Origin of the sequence: Pseudacidovorax sp. (assembly GCF_017991995.1) — a bacterium.
Lineage (GTDB): Bacteria > Pseudomonadota > Gammaproteobacteria > Burkholderiales > Burkholderiaceae_C > Xenophilus.
This window is the reverse complement of sequence record NZ_JAGOPN010000004.1, coordinates 290,929-312,833: the sequence shown is the minus strand read 5'-3', so window position 1 is coordinate 312,833 and position 21,905 is coordinate 290,929. Positions and strand designations below refer to the sequence as shown.

Below are 21,905 nucleotides of genomic sequence, written 5' to 3'. Positions count from 1 at the left end.
AGGAGCACCACCATGGGCATGCCCAAGAAACTCAAGAACTTCGGCGTCTTCGGCGACGGCGAAAGCTGGCTGGGCGAGGTGCCCAGCATCACGCTGCCCACCATCACCAAGAAGATGGAGGAATACCGAGGCGGCGGCATGCACGGCCCGGTGCAGCTGGAGATGGGCCACGAGAAGCTGGAGCTGCAGCTCAAGTCCGGCGGCATCAAGCCCCAGCTGATCGCCATGCTCGGCGCCGGCGCCGTGGGTGCCAGCGTGCTGCGCTTCGCGGGTGCCTACCAAAACGACGCCACGGGCCAGGTCGTCGCCGCAGAGGTGATCTGCCGCGGCCGCTTGATGGAGTGGAACCCTGGCGAGGCCAAGCCCGGCGACAACAACGAGCACGACTTCAAGTTCGCGCTGAGTTACTACAAGGTCACGGTCGACGGTGCCGACCTGCTCGAGATCGACGTGCCCGGCATGCTCTGGAAGGTCGGCGGCACCGACGTGTACGCCAGCATCCGCCTGGCCATCGGCCTCGCCCTGCCCGCCTGATCTGCGCGCCGCGCAGCACCGCCCACTCGCCCACCCTCTGAGAACCGACCATGACCGACCAGCAGCCCGACAACACCGCCGCCGGCACGCCGCCCAGCGTGCCCAACACCATCACGCTCGACACGCCCATCCAGCGCGGCAACACCACCATCGCCGAGGTGACGCTGCGCAAGCCCAACGCCGGCGAGCTGCGAGGCCTCTCGCTGCAGCGCCTGCATGCGGCCGACGCCGACGAGCTGCTCAAGCTGCTGCCCCGCATCAGCACGCCCAGCCTGACGCCGCACGAGTGCGCCCAGCTCGATCCGGCGGACCTCTCCGAAGCGGGGGGCATCGTGATCTCTTTTTTGCTGAAGAAGGCGGTGCGGGACGCGGTCTTGCAGAGCACGTAGAAGACCCCATGGCGGACATCGCGCTCGTCTTCGGCTGGACGCCCGACGCGATGGACCGCATGAACCTGGGCGACCTCATGGACTGGCGAGAGCGGGCCCGCCGGCGCTACGCCCCCGACAAGACCGACACCTGACCCACCCACCCGACCGCAGCCATGGCCAACCCGCTCACCCTCAAGCTCATCCTGGCCGGGGCCACAAAGGCGGTCAACGAGCTGCGGCCGCTGGACAAGCAGAGCCGCACCACGGCCGAGGGCCTCAAGAAGTCCCGCGACGCCCTCAAGCTGCTCAACACCCAGCTCGGCCAGATCGACGGCATCCAGAAGCAGCAGGCCGCGCTCGACCGTCAATCCCGCGCGCTGCGCGACCTCGACACGCAACTCAATGCCGTCATCGCCCGCGAGGGCCTGAAGAGCGCCCAGGCCAGCCGGCTCGCGCAGCAGCTGCTGACCCAGACCCTGGCCTATGACAAGCAGCGCACCAGCCTGAACGAGCTGCAGCTCGCCGCCCAGCGCTCCGGCATCGGCCTGGGCCACCTGGGCGCCGAGCAGATCCGCCTGCGCACCGAGGTGCAGGCGACGAACGGGGCGATCAGCCAGCAGAAAGCGCGGCTCGAAGCGCTGGGCGCCCAGCAGGCCCGCCGCGCGGCACTGCAGCAGCGATACAGCGCCATGCGCGGCACCGCGGGCAACGCGGCCATGGCCGGCGCCACCGGCATCGGCATCGCCTACGGCGTGCGCCGCGCAGCTGCCGAGCCCATCGGCCAAATCCGCACCTACGAGACCACAACCGCCCGCATTGAGGCGCTGGGCCTGGGCAAGGAAGAATCCGCGCGCGCCGTCGAGTACGCGAAGCGGATGAAGACCTTCGGCACCAGCATGAATGACAACCTCGGGCTGATGCTGGACGCCACCACGGCATTCGCAGACGTGCACCACGCCGAGATGGTCATGCCCACGCTTGCGAAGATGAAGTTCGCCAACGCGGCGATGTTCGGCGCCGAGCACGGGGCGGAGAACGAGCGCAAGTTCCTCGACATGCTGCGCGTGATCGAGCTGCGCGGCGGCCTCTCCAGCGAGGCGACCTTCAAGAATCAGGCCGACATGGTCCAGCGCGTCATCACCGCCACCGGCGGGCGCGTGGGCCCCGAGGAATGGCTGAACTTCATCAAGACCGGCGGCGTGGCCGCGAAGGGATTGAGCGACTCGGCCATGTACTACCAGCTGGAGCCGCTCATCAGCGAAATGGGAGGCCACCGCGTGGGCACGGCCACCATGTCGGCCTACCAGAACCTCTATCAGGGCAAGACCACCAAGCGCACGGCCCAGAACATCGAGGCGCTCGGACTCATCGGCGACCCGTCGAAGATCAAGCACGACAAAGCCGGGCAACTGAGCTTCCTGAACCCCGGCGCCCTAAAGGGCTCCGAGCTGTTCCGCACGAGCCAGTTCGACTGGATGGAGCAGGTGCTGCTGCCGACGCTGGCCGCCAAGGGCATCACCAGCAAGGACCAAGTACTCGACGCCATCGGCAGCATCTTCAGCAACCGCACGGCCTCGAACCTGTTCGCGCAGATGTACCTGCAGCGCGATCAGGTCCACAAGAATGCCCGCCTCAACGCCGGCGCCGATGGCATCGAGCAGCTCGACGCCAAGGGCCGGAACATCGTCAGCGGCAAGGAAGTGGACACCATGGCCCGCTTCCACGACACGATGCGCGAGGCCGGCACGGCGCTGCTGCCCGCCTACGTCGGCATGCTGGAGACGGCCGGCGGCGCGCTCAAGATGCTCACCAGCTTCGCGCAGGAGAACCCGCGGATGGCGGGCTTCATCGCACAGTCCGTGCTGTGGATCGGGCTGCTCGCGGCGGGCTTCGGCGCCCTCGGCCTTGCAGCGGCCGCGATCTTTGGACCCTGGGCCATCCTTCGCTATGGCATCGGACTGTTCGGCGTCAAGCTGAGCGTGCTGCCCCCGCTGGTGCGACTCTTCACCGGCACCATCGGCCTGGCGGCCTCTGGCGTCGCGTGGCTCGCCCGCGCAGTCGCCGGCGCCGTGCCGGTGCTGATCGCCGCCGGCGCCTCGGTGGCCCGCTTCGGCCTCACGCTCCTGGCCAACCCCGTCACCTGGTACGTGGCGGCCGTGGTGGCGGCGCTCGCCCTGATCGGCGGCGCCGTGTACCTGATCTATCAGAACTGGGGCCCCATCAAGGCCTGGTTCTCCAACCTGTGGGACAGCATCACCGGCGGAGTGTCGGCGGCCGTGGTGTTGATCCGCGGCAGCCTCGACAGTGCGGTGGCGTGGCTGGGCAGCCTGGCCACGCGCTTCGTGCAGGCCGGCGCCGACCTCATGGACGGCCTGGCCAACGGCATCACCAGCCGCCTGGCCATGGTGCGCGACGCCATCAGCGCCGCGGCCGATGGCGCAATCGGCTGGTTCAAGGACAAGCTCGGCATTCGCAGCCCCTCGCGCGTCTTCATCGAGGCCGGCGCCAACATCGGCGAGGGTGCAGCCATCGGCATCGACCGCACGCGGCCGCTACTGCGCGCCGCAGCGCTGGGCCTGGCCGGCGCCACCGCCAGCGCGCTGCCGGCCATGGCCGCCGCCTTCCCACTTGCCGAGGGCGTCATCGACAACCGCCCGCCGCTGGCAGCTGCAGCCGGCGGCCGCGCGCCGGTGCAGGTGATCGTGCAGGGCGACAGCATCACCATCCAGATCAACGCTGGCCCCGGCGCCGATCCGCAGGCGTTCGCGCGAGCCATCAGCGCCGAGCTGGATCGCCGCGAGGCCGCCAAGCGCGCCCGCATGCGCGGCGCCTTCATCGACTACGACAACGGCTGACCACCATGCTCTGCCTCGGCCTCTTCGTCTTCCAGCTCGACACCCTGAGCTATCAGGAGCTGCAGCGGCGCACCAGCTGGAAGCACGCCAGCCAGCCCCTGGTGGGCGCCCGCAACGCCAGCCAGTACCTGGGCCCCGGCGAGGACACCATCACGCTGCAGGGCTTGCTGATCCCGGAGTTCACGGGCGAGGCCGCCAGCCTCGACATGCTCCGCGCCATGGCCGACACCGGCGCGGCCTGGGTGCTGATCGAGGGCACGGGCACGCTCTATGGCGCCTTCGTCATCAAGGAAATGACCGAGACGCGCACGCTGTTCTACGAGGACGGCACGGCGCGGCGCATCGAGTTCTCGCTGACGCTGGAGCGCGTCGATCAGGACGTGCAGGACGTGGTCGATCAGTTGGGCGAGCTGGGCGCGCTGATGCAGAGCGCGGACGGCGGCACCGGCCTGTCGCTCAACATCACGGCCCGTGCGGCACTCGGCTGACCCGAACCATGTCCGACACCGACCGCATCGCGGCCACGCTGCCGAAGGTCAGCGTCACGGCCGGCCCGGCGCGCACCGGCGCTCACCTCACGCCGATCTGGCGGGTCACCGTCAACGGCCAGGACGTGAGCGAGCGCATTAGGCCGCGCCTCGTCAGCCTCACCATCACCGACGACCGCATCAACGAGGCCGACGAGGTCGAGCTGTGCGTGAGTGACGACGATGGCGCCGTCGCCCTGCCCAGCACCGGCGACACCGTCACCGTGGCCATTGGCTGGCGGGCCGAGCCCCTGGCCGCGCCGTACCGCCAGTACAGCAGCGACGACATCGGCTTCCCGGTCGGCCTGGTCGACAAGGGCAGCTACACCGTGCAGGCCGTCGAGTACTCCGGCACGCCCGACACCATCACCATCCGGGCCCGCGCGGCCAACCTGGTGGACAGCTGGCGAGGCCTGCGCGATCAGAGCTGGCACGGCACTACCGTGGGCGCCATCGTGGCCAGCATCGCCAAGCGCAACGGCGTGGAGGCCACCGTCGAGAAGGAAGTCGCCCAGCGCAAGGTGAAGCACGCTGACCAGCTGAGCGAATCCGATGCGTCCTTCCTGCGCCGGCTGGCCCACACCTACGACTGCATCTGCACCGTCAAGGCCGGCCGGCTGCTCTTCAGCCAGCGCCGCAAGGCTCGCACCGCCACCGGCAAAGAGCTGCCGGCCATCGTGATCGTGCGTGGAGACGGCGACCAGCACCGGTGGGCCCGCGCCGACCGCGACGCGTACAGCGGCGTGCGCGCCTGGTACAACAACGTGAAGACGGGCCAGCGCAGTGCCGTCATCGCCGGCATCAGCGGCCGCGCCAAGGATCTGCGCATCACCTACGCCAGCCAGTCCGACGCGCTGGCCGCCGCCCGAGCCGAGTGGCTGCGCGTGCAACGCGGCATCTTCGACTTCGAGATCACCCTCGCCTACGGCCGCGCCGACGTCATGCCCCAGCGGCCCGCGCGCGTGGCCGGCTTCAAGCCGCAGATCGACGCGACGCCCTGGGTCGTCACCCGCGTGCGCCACAGCCTGGACGGCAACGGCTACACCAGCCACCTGACGCTGGAGACTGAGCAGGCTGAGGGCGTCGAAGGGCAGGAAGGCGCTGAAGCAGAGGATTGAGCTGATCAGCGGCCAAAAAGAAAGCCCGCTTCAGCGGGCTCTTCGGAGGGTTGCTCTCTACTCGGACGGACAGCGGCTTACTTCGACTTTGCCGCCCCACCCGTCAAGACCTTCGCAGCTTCGTCGCGCCGTTTCTTCAGCACCTCTTGGCGTTTAACCTCATCGATGAACGCTTGGGACTCGTTGACCCAACCCGGAATCAAGATGAGGTAGGACACACTGATCCCGAACAGAACGCCCACCATGGCGGCATAGATGGGGGCTGAGGTGGGCAACTGAAGTTCGACGAGCAACCAGATCGCCACGGCGCAAACAAGCCCAATGCCCCCAATCCACCAGACTCGGCGGCGTATCGATGCAAGCCGATAAACAAGGCGCTCGTTCTCGCGCGAAGAAAGCGCCTCCTGGGGGCCAAGCCCACTCAGGCGCTGGAAGAACCAAAGCTCAAGGCCCCACAGGACTGTGACGATGCCGGATAGCCACCTGAGGCCGGATGCGGCCAGCAAGTCGGGCACGACATACCACGCCCCCCAGAACACCAAAGGGGTGAGGAAGATCGTCAGTAGCCGAGCCGCTTGGAGCATGGTCGCCTCAAGGATCTATGACACCGTTGGAAATCTGGCCGAGCATCCAGCCAACCATTGCGTCCCAAAGCTTCTGATGGTCAGGTAGGCCATTTGCGAGCAGTGGAGCTTCGAGAGTTGACGCTATTTTCAACTCTTTGCCAGTCACAGTCTTGCCATCGGCAAGTTCCAATGCGACTTGGTCACCTTCGACGTCGCGCAGCGCAATGCCGAGGGTGTCCATGAACTTGACGGCATCCTCAGGCTTGCTGCGCTTGCGCTTGGGATACCGCACCTCGATCCACACCTCCAGATTACCGTCAAAAACCTCGTCGAACCCGAGCTTCTCGAACTGATTTTCGTCAGGGAAGAAGCTCCGTAGGAACTCCACGGCTGGCCCGTGCGGACGGAACTTGGCGGGCTTCATGCCCTTCTTCTGTCCCTTGGGCGCCGGCTGTTCAACTTCGCTTGGGAGTTCCTCCGGCTGCACCTGCTCCATCAAGGGCTGACCCAGCGCGATCTTCTTCACATGTGATTGCCGGATCTTCTCTTTCGTTGCCTTCTGGGCTTCGTCAGATAGCACCAACCCTACCGTGGCCGGCAGGTGACTTGTCCGCTCCTTGAGCAACCAGCTGAGGTGACTTTCAAGGGCGTTTGCGCGAATCGATGCACTCTGGACAATGGCCAAGTGGTTCTGGTGGATGGCGAAGTAGACGACGCCAGGAACGAATTGCTGCTGAACACCGCCGTCTTCTGCCTTCGGCGGGGCCAAGGCTCCGAGCTTAAGAGTAGTGGCATCGGCATCATCGTTAATCACCGGCTGAGCGGCGCCGCGCTCGAACACCGTCAGATAACCGACCAAGCAGCCACTCACGACATCGTGGGCGCCGATACACCGGAACTGCGTGCTCTGAGCGTTCATCGGTTGAAACCGATCGCTCGCCTTCGCCTTGTCCACGAGCGCAGCGGCGACGAGCTGCTGCAGCGTCACGTTCTGCTTCGGAGAAAGCACACACCTACGGTAGCTCACCGCCTTCTGCGTCATTACCTGTTCAGCCACGTCGCGAATCCCCTTCCAAAAGCGCTAAAAATACTATTGCCCAACTGCAGGCCGCTCGTCCAAACGGCCGGTTCGCAGGCTTCATGCTTTCAAAAGCATGAAGGCCCGGCGCTACACGACACCATCGAGTGCATAGTCCGGCAGTTCACCCGTCTCAATCAGCGAATGGAGTTCGGGCTCGCGAACGATGTAGACGCCCTGTGCGCGCGACTTCGCCACCTTGGCGGGGCCGGCCGTAGGCCCAGCGCAGAGGAACACCAGCGCAGCGGTGACGGTCTTCACGACGCGCAGCCCGCCGGCATCCGCGAGCCCTTCAAGGTGGGCTCGCTGCACCGCCGCGAAACCGGTGAACAGGATCTGTGGGCGTTCGTCCTTCAGAGTGGCTTGCCTCACCTTTGGCGGCGGCGAGCTGCGCGGCGTCGCGAGCAGGCTGGCGGCGTCATCCAAGTACTCGACCACGCGATCCTTTCGGAACGTGCAGAACTTGCCCGCGCGCTGATCGAAGCCCTCGACGTAGTGACCGACCTCCGACCACGTCGTAAGCACACGTTCGCTCACTTCGCCGGCAGCGTTTTTGTACCGGAATGCCAATGGCGTCTGAGCATCACCCATAGACCCTCCTAGTCCACTGCGTCCAAGAAGGCGCAGCCAACCACCACACTCCAACGGAACAGCTCGGCCAGGATCAGGCTCAGGCTATCCGTTGGCCCTCTTCTTTGGTTCCGCGAGCGCATCAAGAACGCTGCGCGCAGCCGCGCGGCCCTTCTCGTCGGCTGCGTTGTAGTTGTCCAGTAGCGCAGCCTCTTCAGGCGTCAATGTGCGGACGATGGCACCGGCTGGTGAGTCTTCGCTGAGATCCACGCTCGCGGCCATTCCCACGATGAACGCGTCGTCCGAAACCTTCCCACGCCCGCGACTGGATTGAGCTGCAGGGCGCGTCTCCCGCATGTGCATGCGATGGCCGGTCAGCACATACGAGACGTCCACGTCATGCATGGCGAGCGCTTCTAGGTACTCCGAATCAGGCCGTCGAGTGCCCTTTTCGTAGTTGAGCTGCGAGTCCTTCGTCACGCCGCCAAGAGCGCCAAAGGCGGCCTGATTGAGGCCAAGCCGCTTGCGCTCCTCGATCAGTCGAGAACAGAAATCCGGCATTTGCCCACCAAAACGCTTGACGATCCGGCAAACGACCACCAGAATTCGCCCAACACAAGAAAAAACAGCCCTAAACAGCCCCGAATAGTAGCCGTATGACCACCACCGCCCGTCGCCTTGGTCGCCCGTCGCTCCCGCCCGAAGTGCGCGGTGATGCCGACGTCCTCATCGGCATGCGCGTCTCCCCTGCCGAGCACCAGCGCTGCCGAGAGCATGCCGAACGCGAAGAGCGGTCTATGTCCAGCTTCGCGCGTCGCATCTACCTCAAGGGACTGGCCCAGTACGAGGCCGAGCTCGGCCGCAGCGGCGCCGCCGCCTCGGCCGTCCAGCACTTCTGACCTTTCCCCTCCGACCTCCATCCTTTGCCCGAAGGACTTCCGCCGATGTACCCCGACCCCAAGCGCGTGCGCGACAACCGCGTGACCATCCGCTTCGACGACTACGAGGATGAGTTGCTCCGCGCCATGGCCAATTTCAAGGGTGAGCAGATGACCACGATGCTGCGCGAAATGGCAATGACCGAAGCGCGCCGCGTGTTGGGGCTGGATGCCGGCCAAGAGGACGCACAGGCGTGAGGGGCGAAACCTTCTCCTTCGTTCTGGGCGCTGTAGATGCGACCCATGCCGAGTGCGTGTGGACCATCTACCGCGGAGAGGCACGCGACCTTGCGCGCTGCAGCCGCCACACCGGCGCCGTGGTCGGCGGATATCAAGCCGGCGTGGTGCACGGCTGGCTCTGGAGCATCCGCAGTGCCGTGGAACAGCACCGCTGCAAGGTTCAGGGCGTTGCATGGATCGGCGCTTGGCGTGAGTCGGACATGGAACTACTGATCGCCGGCGAGACCGTCACGCTCGTGTCGCAGGGCCTGCGCTTCAGCTTCGACGAACTGTGCAGATTGGGCGTGCTGACGGCTGGAGACTGGGCAGTCCAGAAGTTTTTGATTGAGCTGGCCAAGGAACTGATGTTCGTATGGTCGCCGCCAAGCCCAATGCAGTTTCGCGCCCAGCGCGCGGCACAGGAAGCCGCCAAGCAGCGTGCACACGGCTGACTTTCGGCAGACAAGAACATGAATACCCGAGACGTTGACTTCACCCCCGAGCAGACGCGCATGCTGGAGCGTGTACGCGTGCAGCAAGGCTTCACCAGCCTGCATGCGGCTGCTGAGTGGCTGGTGAAAGAGAACCTGCGTCGCAAGATGGGCGGCGGCAGGGGCTCGCGCCGCGCTTTACGGCTGATCGTCGGGGGTAAGTCACGGTGAACAAAGACACCGCCGAGCAGGCCGACGCCAACAACCGCTACCTGCGCATCACCATCGACTGCCCCCACTGCGGCACGCGCTGCACGGCGGTGGACAGCCGGGCCATGAGCCAGACCATGCGCGAAATCACCTACCGCTGCCGCAACTTCCGCTGCGGCTTCGTCGGCGTCTCCACGCTGGAGTTCGTCCGCACCCTGGTGCTGTCCAGCATCCCCGCGGCTGACATTCGTCTGCCGCTTTCCAAGCACATCCGCCGCGGTCAGCTCGCCCTGCAGCTGGCCGATGAAGGCAACGTCGCTGCCGACGAGGCCGAGTTCCTGGCCCACCTGCACGAGCCCACCAACGACTGGGGCCCGGGCCAGGGAAGCGGAGGCGCCATGCCCGCCGCCCCACCGGGCTGACGCCCACCTCGCGCCCCTCGGCGCGATAGCCCCCACCCCCACCCGCCACGCGCCCTAGACAGGGCGTGCGGCCCCTCTCACGCCTTTTTTCTGCGCTGGAGCCCCGTCATGTCCCTCAACGCCCGCCGATTCGCCGCCAAGCACGCCGACCGCATCGATGTGCCCAAGGTGCCCAAGCTGTCGCCTGAACAGGTACAGCGACTCTCTCTGCTGGAGCGTGCGCTGATGCAGGAGCACGCGCGCCACGCTGCCCGCTTGGCCGAGCTGCGCGTCGTGGCGGAGCGGCTGCAGCCGCTGGAGCCACTCGTGCGAGAGGCTCGCGAGCGCGGCGCGCTGATCGATCTGGAGTGCGTGCGGCTGAGCCCCATGCGCTACCGCAGCAACGACCTGGCCCGCGGCGTGGAAGCCGTGGTGCTGCGCCCCGAGGACAGCATTTCCATGTGGCGCGACCCGCGAGAGCAGAACGCCCTGGCCGGTGTGCTGCTGGAGGCCGGCTGGCGGATCGTGTTCGCCTATGCGGATGGCTCGACGGTCAGCCGCGACCGCCTCGTCTTCATGCGCGGCCGCCAAGTGGTGGAAACCACATGCATGCGTCAGTGGGTACTCGACGCCATCGCACTCGGCCACATCACGGCGGAGACGGCGGGCCGGCATCCGGCCACCGATACGGGCGTGCCGCTGCGCGATCCCGCAGCCCAGGGAGCCGCCCAGCCCGCCTGAGTTCATGCCGCCCGCCGAGTCCCCCGAACCCGACGCGACACCCGGCCCGCCCAAGCCCCCGCCTCGAATCCCCGATGGTCAGCCCAACCCCTTCTATGCCCCGCACCGCGGAACCATCGCGCAGCTGCGCGAAGAGTTCGTCGTCGCCGTGCGTGGTGACCGCGCCGTGCTCATCGAAGAGCAGGAGTGGCAGCAACTGCCGCAGCTGCTGCGCTTCCTCGTGCTCACGGCGGCCGGCATGGGCGACCCCGACGACGCCTTGCGCCGCCGCTGGCGTGAGTTCACCGACGCGGAGCGACTCGCCATCCGCGCCACGCTGCGCACCTGGCTGCGCGTGCTGCGTGCCCTCGGCGCGCTGACCTTGTAGGCCCGGCCCACCATGCGCCTCGTCGCCCCGCGCCACGCCAAGCCGAACCCGGTGTTCTGGATGCGCCAGCATTCGTCGCTGAATGTGGCGGACCACGTCGCGCTGGTGGCCCGGTCGATGGACGCCCGGCTGCGGGCCACGGTGCCGCCGCAGTGGGTGCCGGCACTCGACATCATCATGCCGCGCAGGCCCGTGGCCAAGGCGGTACAGGGCGAGTGGACGAGCTGGCACCTGTCGCGCGTCGATGCCATGCGTGCCTTCGAGCACGAGCACCACGACATCCTGCATTGGTCTGTGGATGACGGCGAGGTCTGCACCCGCGCCCGCCGCTGTGCCAACACCGTCGACGACATGCTCAACGGGCACCCGCTGCCCATGGGCCTGCAAGACCGCCTGGACGTGGTGCTCGACTACTGCGAGCGCATCGGCGTGGACGCGCCCACGGCCGAGACGCCCGAGGGCTTGATCGCCCGTGCCCTCTCCGAGCAGTGGTGGCGCCGGGCGCTGCGCCGCAAGGTGGCGCGCACTGTGGAACACGCCGCCATCAAGCTGGCCGTGGTGCACCACCGCAATGGCGGCTACGCCAGCGACGAGGCCTGCCGGCGCCGGCTCGATCAGAACCGCCGCAACGCGGATCTGCTCAAGCGCGTCAAGATGCGCAACGAGGCCGGCCAGGTCTACAGCCTGTCCGAGCTGGCGGCGCTTTCGCCAAGCAATCGGGACATCCGCCGCGGCGAGCTGATGACCCGCATCCGCGGCTGCGAGGAATACGCCGACGCGCAGGGGCACTTCGGCCTGTTCCTCACCCTCACCTGCCCCAGCCGCTTTCATGCCGTGCTGTCGGGCGGAAAGTCGCGCCACGCCAAGCCCACGCGCAACCCCAAGTACGAGGGCGCCACGCCCCGCGACGCGCAGCAGTGGCTGTGCGGCATGTGGGCGAAGGCCCGCGCCAAGATGGCGCGCAAGGACGTGAAGGCCTACGGCATCCGCGTGGCCGAGCCGCACCACGACGGCTGCCCGCACTGGCATGCGCTGCTGTGGTTCGCCACGCAGGAGCAGGCCAACCTTGCCCGCTCGATCATCAGCGGCTACTGGCTGAGCGACGCCGGCGACGAGCCCGGCGCCGTGCGCAACCGCTGCAAGTTCATCGCCATGGTGCGCGGCGGCGCAGCCGGCTATGTGGCGAAGTACGTGGCCAAGAACGTCGGCGCCCAGGACGGCGGCGACGCTGGCGTGGGCGTGCACACCGACACCATCGACGGCTTCGAGCACGTTATGGACACGCGCGAATACAAGGGCTGGCAGCGCGTGGACGCCTGGGCCAGCACCTGGGGCATCCGGCAGTTCCAAGCCATCGGGCAGCCCAGCGTGACGGTATGGCGCGAGCTGCGCCGCGTCACCAAGGACCAGATCGACCGGGCGCAGCTGCGGCTCGACTTCGGCGACTCGGCCGCGGTCAAGGCCTGGTACGCCTCGCACAAGTTCGGCCAGTTGCAGGCATCGTGGGACCGCTACGTCCGCGCCCAGGGCGGCATGTGCCAGAAGCGCAGCGCCTGGATGCTGCGCGCCGCCGTGCGCGTGAACAAGGGCGACACCAACGGCTACGGCGAGAAGATCGACCGCAAGACCATCGTCGGCGTCGAGACGAAGGTCGGCCACTGGCTCATCAGCCGCCGCCAGTCGTGGAAATCCTGCGTCGGCGAAGCCGAGCAGGACAAGGGCCAGCGCGCAGCGCTGGGCCGCCCTTGGACTCGTTTCAATAACTGTACGGCCCGGCTCACGTCGGAGCCGATCCGCCAGCTCCTGCATGGCGACGATCCCTGGCCGAAGGCCTACGACAGCCCCGAAATCCTGCCGCTGGAGCCCCTGAAGCCGGCCCGCGGCGCACGGCGGCCCCCGCCGGCGGCGCCGGCAGCCCCGGTCTACGTGATCGACGGCGAGCGCACGAGCTTCCGCATGCCCGATCCGGCCATCGCCGAGGCCGCCGCATTGATCCGCCGGGCCCAGGCACGCCCGGCCGAGCCCGAGCCGCCGGCCGCGCGGGCGCCCAACCCGCTCGACGACATCGATTCCCCCGAATTCGCCGCCATCGCCGCCCGCGCGAAGGCCGGCGCCGCCCGCCTGCGCGCCCTCGCCGCCGCTGGCCACTGATCCACCACCACCGGAGCCCACCCGCATGCACATCGCCGCTGCGTCTTCCTTCCGCTGCCACTACCGGCGCACCGTGCCCGGTCAGGAGCCGCTCGCCCTCTACGTGCAGGTGCGCGCCCGCACCGCCGACGAAGCCGCGCAACGCGCGGAGGCCGCCATCGGCCACCAGATCGACCGCGTCGAGCCCGCGCCCGCCGCTTCCCCCATCCCCACCGCCCTGGAGGCCTGAACCATGAAGACCTACGCCGTGCGCGTGGTGGACGCCCAGCGCGTCAGCCACCGCTACTTCGCCATCGCGCCCAACGCGGCCGCCGCGTTCGACGCGGCCTGGGACGAGTTCGGTGAATGCCACCTGGTGGCGGTTCGGAGCCTGCAATGACCGCGCCGCGCATCACCTTCCCCACGCGCGGCATCACCGACCGTGCCTTCCAGTACCGGGCCGCAGTCAAGACCGACCTCAAGGCCACCTTCGCCCGCGAGCGCAAGCGCCTGGCCGCCGAGCAGGCCGCCAAGGACGCCGCGCAGCAGCAGACCCTCGACCTGGCCGCCGACAACGTGCGGCCGCTGACCGTGCGAGGTGCCAAGTGAGTGCCGTCGCTTCTGCCGCGTGGCCCTTCGGCCGCCCCGACTACGCCAAGTGCCTGATCGTCGCCTTCACCGGCCGCACCGGTGCCGGCAAGGACAGCGCCGCCAAGGCCCTGGCCGACGTGCACAACTTCCAGACCATCGCCTTCGCCGACGCCCTGCGCCGCGAGATCAGCGCGGCCTGGCGCATCGATGAGCGCATGCTGACGCACCGGCCCACCAAAGAGCTGCCGCTGCCCGCGCTCGCCGTCGGCATGTGCGGCGAGCCGGCTTTTATCAGCTGGTGCTTCGAGAGCGGCCTGAGCCTGCACGAGCCGCGCAGCCCGCGCTGGACCATGCAGCAGTGGGCCAGCTACCAGCGCCGGTACCGACCCGAGCACTACGCCGCCATCGTGACCGGCTGGGTACGCCGGCAGTTCGGCACCGGCTTCCGCCATGTCGCCATCACCGACCTGCGCGACCCCATAGAGCACGCCATGCTGACCGCGCTGGGTGCCCCACTGCACATCGTGCGGGTGCACAGCAGCCGGGCCATTCGCCTGGCCGAAGACACCGCGCACCACAGCAGCGAGCGGCACCAGCTGCAGGCGGACCACGACATCCAGAACGAGGGCAGCCTCGACGCGCTGGCCGAGGCCGTGCTCGGCCTGCCCTTCATCGCAGCGCTGCCCGCGCGTCGGAGGGCCTGACCATGAACCGCGCCCAACGCCGCGCGCAGCGGAATCGCAACGCCTTCGCGCACCCCGTCGGCCACGCCGTGGCCAAGCAGCAGATGGCGCAGCACATGACCACCATCGGACTCGAGATCTACCTCGCCGACGACGGCACGCCCCAGCGCGAGCTGCTGGCCCACCTGGGTTGGATGGTCGGCATCGGCGTCGAAGTCGCCGCCGCCACCGCGCCCGGCTCGCCCGAAGCGCGGGCCTTGCATGCCGCGTTGCGCACCATCGTGCAGCTGAGCGCCGACGACGCCTGGCAGAACGCCCAGGCACCGGTGCTCCACGACGCGGCCGAGGCCTCGAAGGCACTGCTGATCGCGCATTCGGCGCTCGCCTTCCAGTTCATGAGCGGCGCCGACTGGATCGCCGCCCGCATCCGTGCCGGAACCGCCAGCCTGGCCGACGTCGCCGGCGCGGAGCTCTACGCCAAACCCACCACCAACCCCACCCCGGAGGCTGCCCATGCCTGACCACTTCAACGTCACCGACGACGTGCCCGAAACCGAGCGCACGCTGAACCTCTTCGAGTCGCTGCTGCTGATCGCCATGGGCGGCTGCTTTGGCTTCATCGCGGCCTACCTGATCCGGGGTGTTGCTGCATGCTGATGCCCACCACCATTGAGATTCGCCATGGCCACCTGTTCTGCGGCTTGGGCGGCGGCGCCAAGGGCTTCAATGCCGCCCGGCCGGTGCTGGGTAGCCAGCGCGCGCGGTTCCGCTGCGTTGGCGGCATCGACAACGACCCGGCCGCCATCGCCGACTTCGGCCGCGCCGCCGGCGTCGCCGGCACCGTGCTGGACATGTTCGACCGCAGCCAGTACACGGCCTTTCACGGCGCGGAGCCGCCGGCTACTTGGCGCGAGGCCACGCCCGCTGACATTCACGCGGCCTTCCACCACGAGCGGCCGCACATCGTCTTCCTGTCGGCGCCGTGCAAGGGCTTCAGCGGCCTGCTGTCCGAGGGCAAGAGCAAGACCGAAAAGTATCAGGCGCTCAACCGCCTGACGCTGCGCGGCATCTGGCTGCTGCTGGAGGCCTACAAAGACGACCCGGTCGAGATGCTGCTGTTCGAGAACGTGCCGCGCATCGCCACGCGCGGGCGGCACCTGCTCGACCAGATCGGCGACCTGCTTCGGACCTATGGCTACGCGGTCGCCGAGACCACCCACGACTGCGGCGAGCTGGCCGGCCTGGCACAGAGCCGCAAGCGCTTCCTGCTTGTGGCCCGCCACATGGCCAAGGTGCCGCCCTTCCTCTACGAGCCCGCCAAGCAGCAGCTGCGCGCCGTCGGCGACGTGCTCGGCCGCATGCCGCTGCCGGGCGATCTGCGCGCCGGGCCCATGCACCGCGTGCCCTCACTGCAGTGGAAGACCTGGGTGCGCCTCGCGTTCGTCGAAGCTGGCAGCGACTGGCGCAGCCTGAACCGGCTGGCGGTCGAGGACGGCGTGCTGAGTGACTTCCTCATCGTGCCGGACATGCACGGCGGCGCGCTGGGCGTGCGCGACTGGGCCGAGCCCACGGGCGTGGTCGCCGGCGCGAACCGGCCGCACAACGGCGCCTTCTCTGTGGCCGACCCGCGGCACCAGCTCTACGGTGCAGGCTGTGGCGTCACGGACTGGGCCGGTACCGCCGGCGCGGTGGCCGGCGAGTCGCTGCCCAGCAACGGCCGCTTCGCCGTCGCCGACCCGCGTGCCGAGGCCGGCGCCGCCCAGTACCAGCAGTACGGCGTCATTCGCATGGAACAGACGGCCGGCGCCGTGATCGGCGTGAAGTCGCCTGGCCAAGGCACGTTCAGCGTGGCCGACCCGCGCCACGGCGGGCCCGCCAAGTTCTCGAACGAGTTCCGCATCGTCGCCTGGGACCGGACCGGCAACACCGTCACCGGCGCGCACGGCAGCGCCCAGGCTGTGGCCGATCCGCGCGGCCCGCAGGGGCGGCTCTTCGGCAAGTACCACTGCGCGGACTGGGCCGCCGCAGGCCGCACGGTGATCGGCGGCAGCACGTCGGGCGAGGGCTCCTACGCGGTCGCCGACCCGCGGCCGGGAATCCAGCGCAGCGCCGGCGATGCCTACCTCACGGGCGGCCACTACGGCGTTGTGCCGTGGGACGGCCACAGCGGCGCGGTCAGCGCCTCGGCCGATCACGATAACGGCCGGTGGAGCGTGGCCGACCCGCGCCCGATGCCCGCGCCGGCCGACAAGCTGGTCTGCCGCATCCGATCGCTCGACGGCACATGGCACCGGCCCTTCACCACGCTGGAGCTGGCCGCGCTGCAGTCGCTCGTGGACCCGGAAGATCAGCTCGAACTCGACGGCCTGAGCGATCAGGCCTGGCGCGAGCGCATCGGCAACGCCGTCCCGCCCGCGGCCGCGCAGGCAGTGGCCGAGGAAATGGGCCGCACGCTGATGCTGGCCTGGAGCGGCGAGACCTTCGCGCTGGGCAGCACGCCCATCTGGGTGCGCAATGTGGCTGTGGCGTTGAGCTTGGCAGGAGGCTCTGCATGAGCGGCGAGGATTACACCGACTTCCTGCGCGCCAAGGTCCAGCTCGCCCCGTCCCTGGGCTTCGACATCGGCGACGACGAGGTCAACCCGCTGTTGGCCCCGTTCCAGCGCGCCACGGTGCGCTGGGCCGTCGCCGGTGGTCGCCGCGCAGTGTTCAAGGCCTTCGGCCTGGGCAAGACCTTCGACCAGCTGGAGTTCGTCCGCATCGTGCGGCAGCACGCCGGCGGCATGGGCCTGGTCGTGCTGCCCCTGGGCGTGCGGCTGGAGTTCATCGCCGACGCGCACAAGCTGGCCACCGGCGACGACCCGGCCTTCACCGACGCGCAGCGCGAGCAGCTGCGCGCCTGGCAGGCGGGCCGGCCTGACCGCATCCCGCGCGTCAAGTTCGTGCGCTCGCTGGCCGAATGCGACGACTCCGAGGGCATCTACCTGACCAACTACGAAACGGTGCGCGAAGGCAAGCTCGACCCGCGCGACTTCTCGGTCGCCAGCCTCGACGAGGCCGATTGCCTGCGGGCCTTCGGTGGCTCGAAGACCTTCCGTGAGTTCATGGCGCTCTTCGCGGGCGACGACCGGCGCAGCATGCACCAGCGCGTGCGCGGTGGCAGCGTCCGGTACCGCCTGGTGGCCACGGCCACGCCGAGCCCGAATGAGTACGTGGAGCTGCTGGCCTATGCCGCCTTCCTCGACATCATGGACGTGGGCCAGGCGAAAACCCGCTTCTTCAAGCGCAACAGTGAGAAGGCCGACCAGCTGACGATTCACCCGCACAAGGAACGCGAGTTCTGGCTGTGGATGGCGAGCTGGGCCCTGTTCGTGCAGCGCCCGTCGGACCTCGACCCGAGCTTCTCGGATGCCGGCTACGAGCTGCCGCCGCTGGACGTGCGCTGGCACGAAATCCCCAGCGACCACAGCGACGCCGGCGCCGAGGAATGGGGCCAGCAGCGCATGTTTCGCACCCAGGCCATCGGCGTGGTGGACGCGGCCCGCGAGAAGCGCGCGAGCCTGTCCGCGCGCGTGGCCAAGCTGCTGGAGATCCGGGCCGAAGACCCGGCCGCGCACCGCATCATCTGGCACGACCTCGAAGACGAGCGGCGCGCCATCGAGCAGGCGGTGCCGGGCATCGTCTCGGTGTACGGCTCACAGGACCTCGAAGAACGCGAGCAGGCCGTGATCGGCTTCGCCCGCGGCAAGGTGCCCGAGCTGGCTGGCAAGCCGGTGATGCTGGGCTCGGGCTGCAACTTCCAGCGCCACTGCCATTGGGAGGTCTTCCTCGGCATCGGCCACAAGTTCAAGGACTTCATCCAGTCGATCCACCGCGTGCACCGCTTCCTGCAGCCGCACCGCGTGCGCATCGACCTGATCTACACCGAGGCCGAGCGCGAGGTGCGCCGCAACCTCGAACGCAAGTGGAACCAAGACAAAGAGCTGAGGGCCAAGATGGCAGAAATCATTCGTGAGTACGGGCTGTCGCGCATCGCCATGGCCCAGCAGCTGACCCGCGCGCTCGGCGTCGAGCGGGTCGAGGTCAAGGGCGAGGGCTACACCCTGGTGAACGAGGACTGCGTGAAAGAGACGCGCCGCATGGAGAGCGACAGCGTGGGCCTGATCCTGACGTCGATTCCCTTCTCCACCCAGTACGAGTACTCGCCGAACTATGCGGACTTCGGCCACACCGACAACAACGAGCACTTCTTCCAGCAGATGGACTTCCTGATCCCCGAGCTGCTGCGCGTGCTGCAGCCCGGCCGGGTGGCCGCCATCCACGTCAAGAACCGCATCGTGCCGGGCGGCATGACCGGCCTGGGCTTCCAGACCGAGTACCCCTTCGACCTCGACACCGTCGCCCGCTTCCGCCGGCACGGCTTCCACTTCATCGGCCGCAAGACCATCACCACCGACGTGGTGCGCGAGAACGCCCAGACCTACCGCCTGGGCTGGAGCGAACAGTGCAAGGACGGCTCGCGCCAGGGCTGCGGAATGAGCGAGTACCTGCTGCTGTTCCGCAAGGCGCCCAGCGACCCGACGCGCGGCTATGCCGACGTGCCGGTGGTCAAGTCCAAGGGCAAGTACTCCCGCGCCCGCTGGCAGCTCGACGCGCATGGCTTCATGCGCTCCAGCGGCAACCGCCTGCTCACGCCCGAAGAGCTGGAGGGCCTGCCGCACGACGTCATCTTCAAGCTGTTCAAACAGCACTCGCTGACCGCCGTCTATGACTTCGAGCACGACGTGAAGATCGGCGAGGCCCTGTCCGAAAAGGGCATGCTGCCCACCAGCTTCATGCTGCTGCAGCCGCAGTCGTGGAGCGATGACGTGTGGACCGACATCACGCGCATGCGCACCCTCAACGGAGCCCAGTCCTCCGCCGGCCGCGAAATGCACCTGTGCCCGATGCAATTCGACATTGCCGAGCGGGCCATCACCCAATTCACCAACGAAGGCGAAGAGGTGTTCGACCCCTTTGGCGGCCTGATGACGGTGCCCTACATCGCCGTGAAGCTCAAGCGCCGCGGCCGCGGCTGCGAGCTGAGCCCCACCTACTTCGCCGACGGCGCCGCCTACTGCGAGGCTGCCGCGCGCGAGCTGGCCATGCCAAGCCTGTTCGACCTTGAAGAGGTGGCGGCATGAAGGCCCGGCCCGTGTTCAGCCTCGACCGGCGCTGTAGCGCGGCCCTGCGCCGCATCGCGGCCTTCATCGAAGAGCGCGCAGCCACCGCCCGCGCCGACACCGCCGCGGCGTTCGAGGAAGCGCGCCGCGCACAGCAAGTGCGCCGCGTGCGTGAACGTGCCGCGGCGGCCAGAACGAAACCGGAGGCCACGCCTTGACCGTCCGACAGTTCGCCGCCGAAGGGAGGCCGAAATCACTGGCCGGCCGCGGCAGCCCTACGATGCGCCCCCGCGCCGACCGCGCGCACTTCCGCGCCCAACTGATCGAGCTACTCGCCCGGCAGCTCGTCCACCAGACCATTGAAGCCCGACATGAGAGTCTGCCTGTACGCCCGATACAGCACTGACCAGCAGAGCCAGAACAGCATCACCGACCAGCTGCGCGCCGGCCGCGAGCGCGCCGCGCGTGAGGGCTGGGCCATCGCCATGGTGCACGCCGACGAGGGCATCAGCGGCAGCACGCCGGTCGCCCTGCGCGCGGGCGGCAAGGCCCTGCTCGCCGACGCGCTTGCTGATCGGTTCGACGTGCTGATCGTCGAAGGCCTCGACCGCATCACGCGCGACCTGGCCGAGCAGGAGCGCGCGGTGAAGCGGCTGGAGCACCGCGGCATCCGCATCATCGGCACCGCCGACGGCTACGACACCCAGGCTTCGGGCCGCAAGGTCATGCGAATTGCGCGCGGCCTGGTCAACGAGCTGTACCTCGACGACTTGCGCGCGAAGACCCACCGCGGCCTGCAGGGTCAGTTCGAGCGCGGCTTTGCCGCCGGCGGCCGCACCTACGGCTACGCCAGCGTGCAAGAGGAAGGCGGCCACCGCATCGTCATCAACGAAGAGCAGGCCCGGCACGTCCGCTGGATCTATGAGCAGGTGGCCGCCGGCGCGACCCTGCGCAGCATCGTCTACAAGCTCAACGAGCGCGGCGTGCCCAGTCCACGCGGTAACGGCTGGGCCGCGAGCGCGCTGGTGGGCAACCCGAAGATGGGCGACGGCCTGCTCAACAACGAGATCTACATCGGCCGCGTGGTCTGGAACCGCCGGCAGTGGCTGAAGGACCCGGAGACGGGCAAGCGCCTCGCCGTCGCGCGCCCGCCGTCCGAGTGGATGGTGCGCGAGGCGCCCGAGCTGCGCATCCTCGATCAGGCGCTATGGGACAGCACGCGGCCGCTCGCGCTCAAGCGCGCGCCGGGCCGTGGCCGCCCGCATGCCACGCTGTTCGGCGGCCTGCTGCGCTGCGCGACCTGCGGCGGCGCCATTACCGCCATCAGTTCGGTGCGCTACGGCTGCAGCGCCCACAAGGACAAGGGCCCGACCGCATGCCCAAACAGCGCGACCTGGCGCCGCGAGGACGTGGACCACCGCCTGCTGGCCGAGCTGCGCGAGGATCTGCTGAGCCCCGCCGCGATGGCCGAGGTGCAGACCACCGTGCGCCGCCTGATGGCCGACCTGGACGGCGGGCACGAGCGAGCCCAGGCCGATGCACGCCGGCGCGGCGCGGAGCTGGACAAAGAGATCAAGCGCATCGTCGACGCCATCGTCGCGGTGGGGGCGAGCGAAGCCCTGGCCACGCGCCTGCGTGCGGCCGAGCTGGAACGAAAGACGTTGGAGGCGACGCTGCAGCAGACGCCGCAGGTGACGATCAGCGCAGACCAGATCGCTGCGGCCTATCGCAGGCTGGTGATGAACCTGCGCGAGTCGCTGGCCGGTACCGTGGCTGAGGCGCGGCCCGTGGTGGCCGGCCTGCTGGGCGAGATCATCCTCTGCCGCAACGAAGAGACGGGCGAGAGCTGGGCCCAAATGAAAGAACCCGCCGAGCAGCTTTTGTTTGCTGCAGCCGGCGGGTCTCTAAAGATGGTTGCGCGAGGAGGATTTGAACCTCCGACCTTTGGGTTATGAGCCCAACGAGCTACCAGACTGCTCCATCGCGCGTCGAAGAATAGATTATATGTCAGTCTTGCGAAGTTTGCACGTCTTGTTCGTCAGAAATTTCCGGACGATCGACGAGCTCGACCAGCGCCATGGGTGCGTTGTCGCCAACACGGAAGCCCATCTTCAGGATGCGCGTGTAGCCACCCGGGCGAGCCTGGTAGCGCGGGCCCAGTTCGTTGAAGAGCTTGACGACGTTGTCGCGGTTGCGCAGGCGGTCGAACGCCAGGCGCTTGTTGGCGACGGTGGGGTTCTTGGCCAGCGTGATCAGCGGCTCCACGACGCGGCGCAGTTCCTTCGCCTTGGGCACGGTCGTCTTGATGGCTTCGTGCTCGATCAGCGAGTTGGACATGTTGCGCAGCATCGCGAGGCGGTGCGAGCTGGTGCGGTTGAGTTTGCGAAGACCGAGGCCGTGACGCATGGTGATTT

General features: G+C 68.3%; 28 protein-coding genes, 1 tRNA gene and 1 pseudogene. 24 read left to right on the top strand and 6 right to left on the bottom strand.

The features are described 5' to 3' along the window. Positions 1–12 precede the first annotated feature (12 nt). Genes KBC94_RS07835 through KBC94_RS07810 form a run of 6 tightly spaced genes read left to right on the top strand, consistent with a single transcriptional unit; the run spans position 13 to position 5,405 of the window. A complete protein-coding gene (locus KBC94_RS07835; RefSeq protein WP_294368255.1) occupies positions 13–534 on the top strand; it encodes a phage major tail tube protein in 522 nt (173 codons plus the stop codon). Positions 535–584: 50 nt separating this feature from the next. Continuing rightward, positions 585–923, top strand: a complete 339-nt coding sequence (locus tag KBC94_RS07830; protein WP_294368253.1) for a phage tail assembly protein — start codon at positions 585–587, stop codon at positions 921–923. 8 nt (positions 924–931) lie between these two features. Next, entirely contained in the window at positions 932–1,057 is a 126-nt protein-coding gene (locus tag KBC94_RS07825) for a GpE family phage tail protein (RefSeq protein ID WP_294368251.1), read from the top strand. Between the two features lie 21 nt (positions 1,058–1,078). Continuing rightward, a complete protein-coding gene (locus KBC94_RS07820) occupies positions 1,079–3,760 on the top strand; it encodes a phage tail protein (RefSeq protein WP_294368249.1) in 2,682 nt (893 codons plus the stop codon). Between the two features lie 5 nt (positions 3,761–3,765). Beyond that, complete coding sequence (locus tag KBC94_RS07815; protein WP_294368247.1) at positions 3,766–4,248, top strand: phage tail protein; 483 nt, start codon at positions 3,766–3,768, stop codon at positions 4,246–4,248. 8 nt (positions 4,249–4,256) lie between these two features. Continuing rightward, on the top strand, positions 4,257–5,405 hold the full coding sequence (locus KBC94_RS07810) for a contractile injection system protein, VgrG/Pvc8 family (RefSeq protein ID WP_294368245.1): 1,149 nt from the start codon (positions 4,257–4,259) through the stop codon (positions 5,403–5,405). Positions 5,406–5,482: 77 nt separating this feature from the next. Here KBC94_RS07810 and KBC94_RS07805 read toward each other — a convergent pair whose 3' ends face one another. The 4 genes from KBC94_RS07805 to KBC94_RS07790 all read right to left on the bottom strand — a co-directional run bounded on the left by KBC94_RS07805 (position 5,483) and on the right by KBC94_RS07790 (position 8,180). Then, positions 5,483–5,989, bottom strand: coding sequence for a hypothetical protein (locus KBC94_RS07805; RefSeq protein ID WP_294368244.1), 507 nt, complete (start codon positions 5,987–5,989; stop codon positions 5,483–5,485). Between the two features lie 7 nt (positions 5,990–5,996). Beyond that, a complete protein-coding gene (locus tag KBC94_RS07800; protein ID WP_294368241.1) occupies positions 5,997–7,028 on the bottom strand; it encodes a hypothetical protein in 1,032 nt (343 codons plus the stop codon). 111 nt (positions 7,029–7,139) lie between these two features. Beyond that, the gene (locus KBC94_RS07795) at positions 7,140–7,640 is read right to left on the bottom strand and encodes a hypothetical protein (protein ID WP_294368239.1); all 501 of its coding nucleotides are present in this window, start codon (positions 7,638–7,640) and stop codon (positions 7,140–7,142) included. Between the two features lie 84 nt (positions 7,641–7,724). After that, the gene (locus KBC94_RS07790; RefSeq protein WP_294368236.1) at positions 7,725–8,180 is read right to left on the bottom strand and encodes a helix-turn-helix transcriptional regulator; all 456 of its coding nucleotides are present in this window, start codon (positions 8,178–8,180) and stop codon (positions 7,725–7,727) included. Between the two features lie 95 nt (positions 8,181–8,275). On the opposite strand from KBC94_RS07790, the gene KBC94_RS07785 reads away from it, so the two are divergent. From KBC94_RS07785 to KBC94_RS07700, 18 genes and pseudogenes are all read left to right on the top strand, one after another. Next, positions 8,276–8,518, top strand: a complete 243-nt coding sequence (locus KBC94_RS07785) for a hypothetical protein (RefSeq protein WP_294368235.1) — start codon at positions 8,276–8,278, stop codon at positions 8,516–8,518. A 45-nt stretch (positions 8,519–8,563) separates the two neighbouring features. Beyond that, positions 8,564–8,755, top strand: coding sequence for a hypothetical protein (locus KBC94_RS07780; protein WP_294368232.1), 192 nt, complete (start codon positions 8,564–8,566; stop codon positions 8,753–8,755). Continuing rightward, complete coding sequence (locus KBC94_RS07775; protein ID WP_294368231.1) at positions 8,752–9,228, top strand: hypothetical protein; 477 nt, start codon at positions 8,752–8,754, stop codon at positions 9,226–9,228. The genes KBC94_RS07780 and KBC94_RS07775 overlap by 4 nt, the downstream gene beginning before the upstream one ends. 18 nt (positions 9,229–9,246) lie before the next feature. Further along, positions 9,247–9,438 (top strand): hypothetical protein, encoded by a 192-nt coding sequence (locus tag KBC94_RS07770; protein ID WP_294368229.1) that lies wholly within the window; start codon positions 9,247–9,249, stop codon positions 9,436–9,438. A gap of 41 nt (positions 9,439–9,479) precedes the next feature. Beyond that, positions 9,480–9,692, top strand: a pseudogene (locus KBC94_RS07765) (ogr/Delta-like zinc finger family protein); the annotation flags it as partial. Between the two features lie 255 nt (positions 9,693–9,947). Then, the gene (locus KBC94_RS07760) at positions 9,948–10,559 is read left to right on the top strand and encodes a hypothetical protein (RefSeq protein WP_294368228.1); all 612 of its coding nucleotides are present in this window, start codon (positions 9,948–9,950) and stop codon (positions 10,557–10,559) included. Between the two features lie 4 nt (positions 10,560–10,563). Continuing rightward, positions 10,564–10,926, top strand: a complete 363-nt coding sequence (locus KBC94_RS07755) for a hypothetical protein (RefSeq protein ID WP_294368226.1) — start codon at positions 10,564–10,566, stop codon at positions 10,924–10,926. Between the two features lie 12 nt (positions 10,927–10,938). Next, positions 10,939–13,077, top strand: coding sequence for a replication endonuclease (locus KBC94_RS07750; protein WP_294368225.1), 2,139 nt, complete (start codon positions 10,939–10,941; stop codon positions 13,075–13,077). 25 nt (positions 13,078–13,102) lie between these two features. Beyond that, positions 13,103–13,306, top strand: coding sequence for a hypothetical protein (locus KBC94_RS07745; RefSeq protein WP_294368223.1), 204 nt, complete (start codon positions 13,103–13,105; stop codon positions 13,304–13,306). Positions 13,307–13,309: 3 nt separating this feature from the next. Then, positions 13,310–13,456, top strand: a complete 147-nt coding sequence (locus tag KBC94_RS07740) for a hypothetical protein (RefSeq protein WP_294368221.1) — start codon at positions 13,310–13,312, stop codon at positions 13,454–13,456. Beyond that, entirely contained in the window at positions 13,453–13,665 is a 213-nt protein-coding gene (locus KBC94_RS07735) for a hypothetical protein (RefSeq protein ID WP_294368220.1), read from the top strand. The genes KBC94_RS07740 and KBC94_RS07735 overlap by 4 nt, the downstream gene beginning before the upstream one ends. After that, on the top strand, positions 13,662–14,351 hold the full coding sequence (locus tag KBC94_RS07730) for a hypothetical protein (protein ID WP_294368218.1): 690 nt from the start codon (positions 13,662–13,664) through the stop codon (positions 14,349–14,351). The genes KBC94_RS07735 and KBC94_RS07730 overlap by 4 nt, the downstream gene beginning before the upstream one ends. Positions 14,352–14,353: 2 nt before the next feature. Beyond that, a complete protein-coding gene (locus KBC94_RS07725; RefSeq protein WP_294368215.1) occupies positions 14,354–14,851 on the top strand; it encodes a hypothetical protein in 498 nt (165 codons plus the stop codon). Then, on the top strand, positions 14,844–14,987 hold the full coding sequence (locus KBC94_RS07720; protein ID WP_294368214.1) for a hypothetical protein: 144 nt from the start codon (positions 14,844–14,846) through the stop codon (positions 14,985–14,987). Before KBC94_RS07725 ends, KBC94_RS07720 begins: the two co-directional genes overlap by 8 nt. Further along, positions 14,981–16,885: a DNA cytosine methyltransferase gene (locus KBC94_RS07715; RefSeq protein WP_294368212.1), complete on the top strand. Its 1,905-nt coding sequence runs from the start codon at positions 14,981–14,983 to the stop codon at positions 16,883–16,885. The genes KBC94_RS07720 and KBC94_RS07715 overlap by 7 nt, the downstream gene beginning before the upstream one ends. Continuing rightward, entirely contained in the window at positions 16,882–19,512 is a 2,631-nt protein-coding gene (locus tag KBC94_RS07710; RefSeq protein ID WP_294368211.1) for a DNA methyltransferase, read from the top strand. The genes KBC94_RS07715 and KBC94_RS07710 overlap by 4 nt, the downstream gene beginning before the upstream one ends. Beyond that, the gene (locus tag KBC94_RS07705) at positions 19,509–19,709 is read left to right on the top strand and encodes a hypothetical protein (protein WP_294368208.1); all 201 of its coding nucleotides are present in this window, start codon (positions 19,509–19,511) and stop codon (positions 19,707–19,709) included. Before KBC94_RS07710 ends, KBC94_RS07705 begins: the two co-directional genes overlap by 4 nt. A 153-nt stretch (positions 19,710–19,862) precedes the next feature. Further along, entirely contained in the window at positions 19,863–21,446 is a 1,584-nt protein-coding gene (locus KBC94_RS07700) for a recombinase family protein (RefSeq protein ID WP_294368414.1), read from the top strand. Here KBC94_RS07700 and KBC94_RS07695 read toward each other — a convergent pair. Both KBC94_RS07695 and rplQ read right to left on the bottom strand, forming a co-directional pair. Further along, a tRNA-Met gene (locus tag KBC94_RS07695) sits at positions 21,403–21,479 on the bottom strand. The genes KBC94_RS07700 and KBC94_RS07695 overlap by 44 nt on opposite strands. A gap of 19 nt (positions 21,480–21,498) precedes the next feature. After that, on the bottom strand, positions 21,499–21,897 hold the full coding sequence (gene rplQ / locus KBC94_RS07690) for a 50S ribosomal protein L17 (RefSeq protein ID WP_294368205.1): 399 nt from the start codon (positions 21,895–21,897) through the stop codon (positions 21,499–21,501). Positions 21,898–21,905 lie beyond the last annotated feature (8 nt).

Bases quoted from the DNA above. Each gene is read 5' to 3' on its own strand.
- KBC94_RS07835 (WP_294368255.1), top strand. From the start codon at position 13: ATGGGCATGCCCAAGAAACTCAAGAACTTCGGCGTCTTCGGCGACGGC.
- KBC94_RS07830 (WP_294368253.1), top strand. From the start codon at position 585: ATGACCGACCAGCAGCCCGACAACACCGCCGCCGGCACGCCGCCCAGC.
- KBC94_RS07825 (WP_294368251.1), top strand. From the start codon at position 932: ATGGCGGACATCGCGCTCGTCTTCGGCTGGACGCCCGACGCGATGGAC.
- KBC94_RS07820 (WP_294368249.1), top strand. From the start codon at position 1,079: ATGGCCAACCCGCTCACCCTCAAGCTCATCCTGGCCGGGGCCACAAAG.
- KBC94_RS07815 (WP_294368247.1), top strand. From the start codon at position 3,766: ATGCTCTGCCTCGGCCTCTTCGTCTTCCAGCTCGACACCCTGAGCTAT.
- KBC94_RS07810 (WP_294368245.1), top strand. From the start codon at position 4,257: ATGTCCGACACCGACCGCATCGCGGCCACGCTGCCGAAGGTCAGCGTC.
- KBC94_RS07805 (WP_294368244.1), bottom strand. From the start codon at position 5,989: ATGCTCCAAGCGGCTCGGCTACTGACGATCTTCCTCACCCCTTTGGTG.
- KBC94_RS07795 (WP_294368239.1), bottom strand. From the start codon at position 7,640: ATGGGTGATGCTCAGACGCCATTGGCATTCCGGTACAAAAACGCTGCC.
- KBC94_RS07790 (WP_294368236.1), bottom strand. From the start codon at position 8,180: ATGCCGGATTTCTGTTCTCGACTGATCGAGGAGCGCAAGCGGCTTGGC.
- KBC94_RS07785 (WP_294368235.1), top strand. From the start codon at position 8,276: ATGACCACCACCGCCCGTCGCCTTGGTCGCCCGTCGCTCCCGCCCGAA.
- KBC94_RS07780 (WP_294368232.1), top strand. From the start codon at position 8,564: ATGTACCCCGACCCCAAGCGCGTGCGCGACAACCGCGTGACCATCCGC.
- KBC94_RS07770 (WP_294368229.1), top strand. From the start codon at position 9,247: ATGAATACCCGAGACGTTGACTTCACCCCCGAGCAGACGCGCATGCTG.
- KBC94_RS07760 (WP_294368228.1), top strand. From the start codon at position 9,948: ATGTCCCTCAACGCCCGCCGATTCGCCGCCAAGCACGCCGACCGCATC.
- KBC94_RS07755 (WP_294368226.1), top strand. From the start codon at position 10,564: ATGCCGCCCGCCGAGTCCCCCGAACCCGACGCGACACCCGGCCCGCCC.
- KBC94_RS07750 (WP_294368225.1), top strand. From the start codon at position 10,939: ATGCGCCTCGTCGCCCCGCGCCACGCCAAGCCGAACCCGGTGTTCTGG.
- KBC94_RS07745 (WP_294368223.1), top strand. From the start codon at position 13,103: ATGCACATCGCCGCTGCGTCTTCCTTCCGCTGCCACTACCGGCGCACC.
- KBC94_RS07740 (WP_294368221.1), top strand. From the start codon at position 13,310: ATGAAGACCTACGCCGTGCGCGTGGTGGACGCCCAGCGCGTCAGCCAC.
- KBC94_RS07735 (WP_294368220.1), top strand. From the start codon at position 13,453: ATGACCGCGCCGCGCATCACCTTCCCCACGCGCGGCATCACCGACCGT.
- KBC94_RS07725 (WP_294368215.1), top strand. From the start codon at position 14,354: ATGAACCGCGCCCAACGCCGCGCGCAGCGGAATCGCAACGCCTTCGCG.
- KBC94_RS07720 (WP_294368214.1), top strand. From the start codon at position 14,844: ATGCCTGACCACTTCAACGTCACCGACGACGTGCCCGAAACCGAGCGC.
- KBC94_RS07715 (WP_294368212.1), top strand. From the start codon at position 14,981: ATGCTGATGCCCACCACCATTGAGATTCGCCATGGCCACCTGTTCTGC.
- KBC94_RS07710 (WP_294368211.1), top strand. From the start codon at position 16,882: ATGAGCGGCGAGGATTACACCGACTTCCTGCGCGCCAAGGTCCAGCTC.
- KBC94_RS07705 (WP_294368208.1), top strand. From the start codon at position 19,509: ATGAAGGCCCGGCCCGTGTTCAGCCTCGACCGGCGCTGTAGCGCGGCC.
- KBC94_RS07700 (WP_294368414.1), top strand. From the start codon at position 19,863: ATGAGAGTCTGCCTGTACGCCCGATACAGCACTGACCAGCAGAGCCAG.
- rplQ (WP_294368205.1), bottom strand. From the start codon at position 21,897: ATGCGTCACGGCCTCGGTCTTCGCAAACTCAACCGCACCAGCTCGCAC.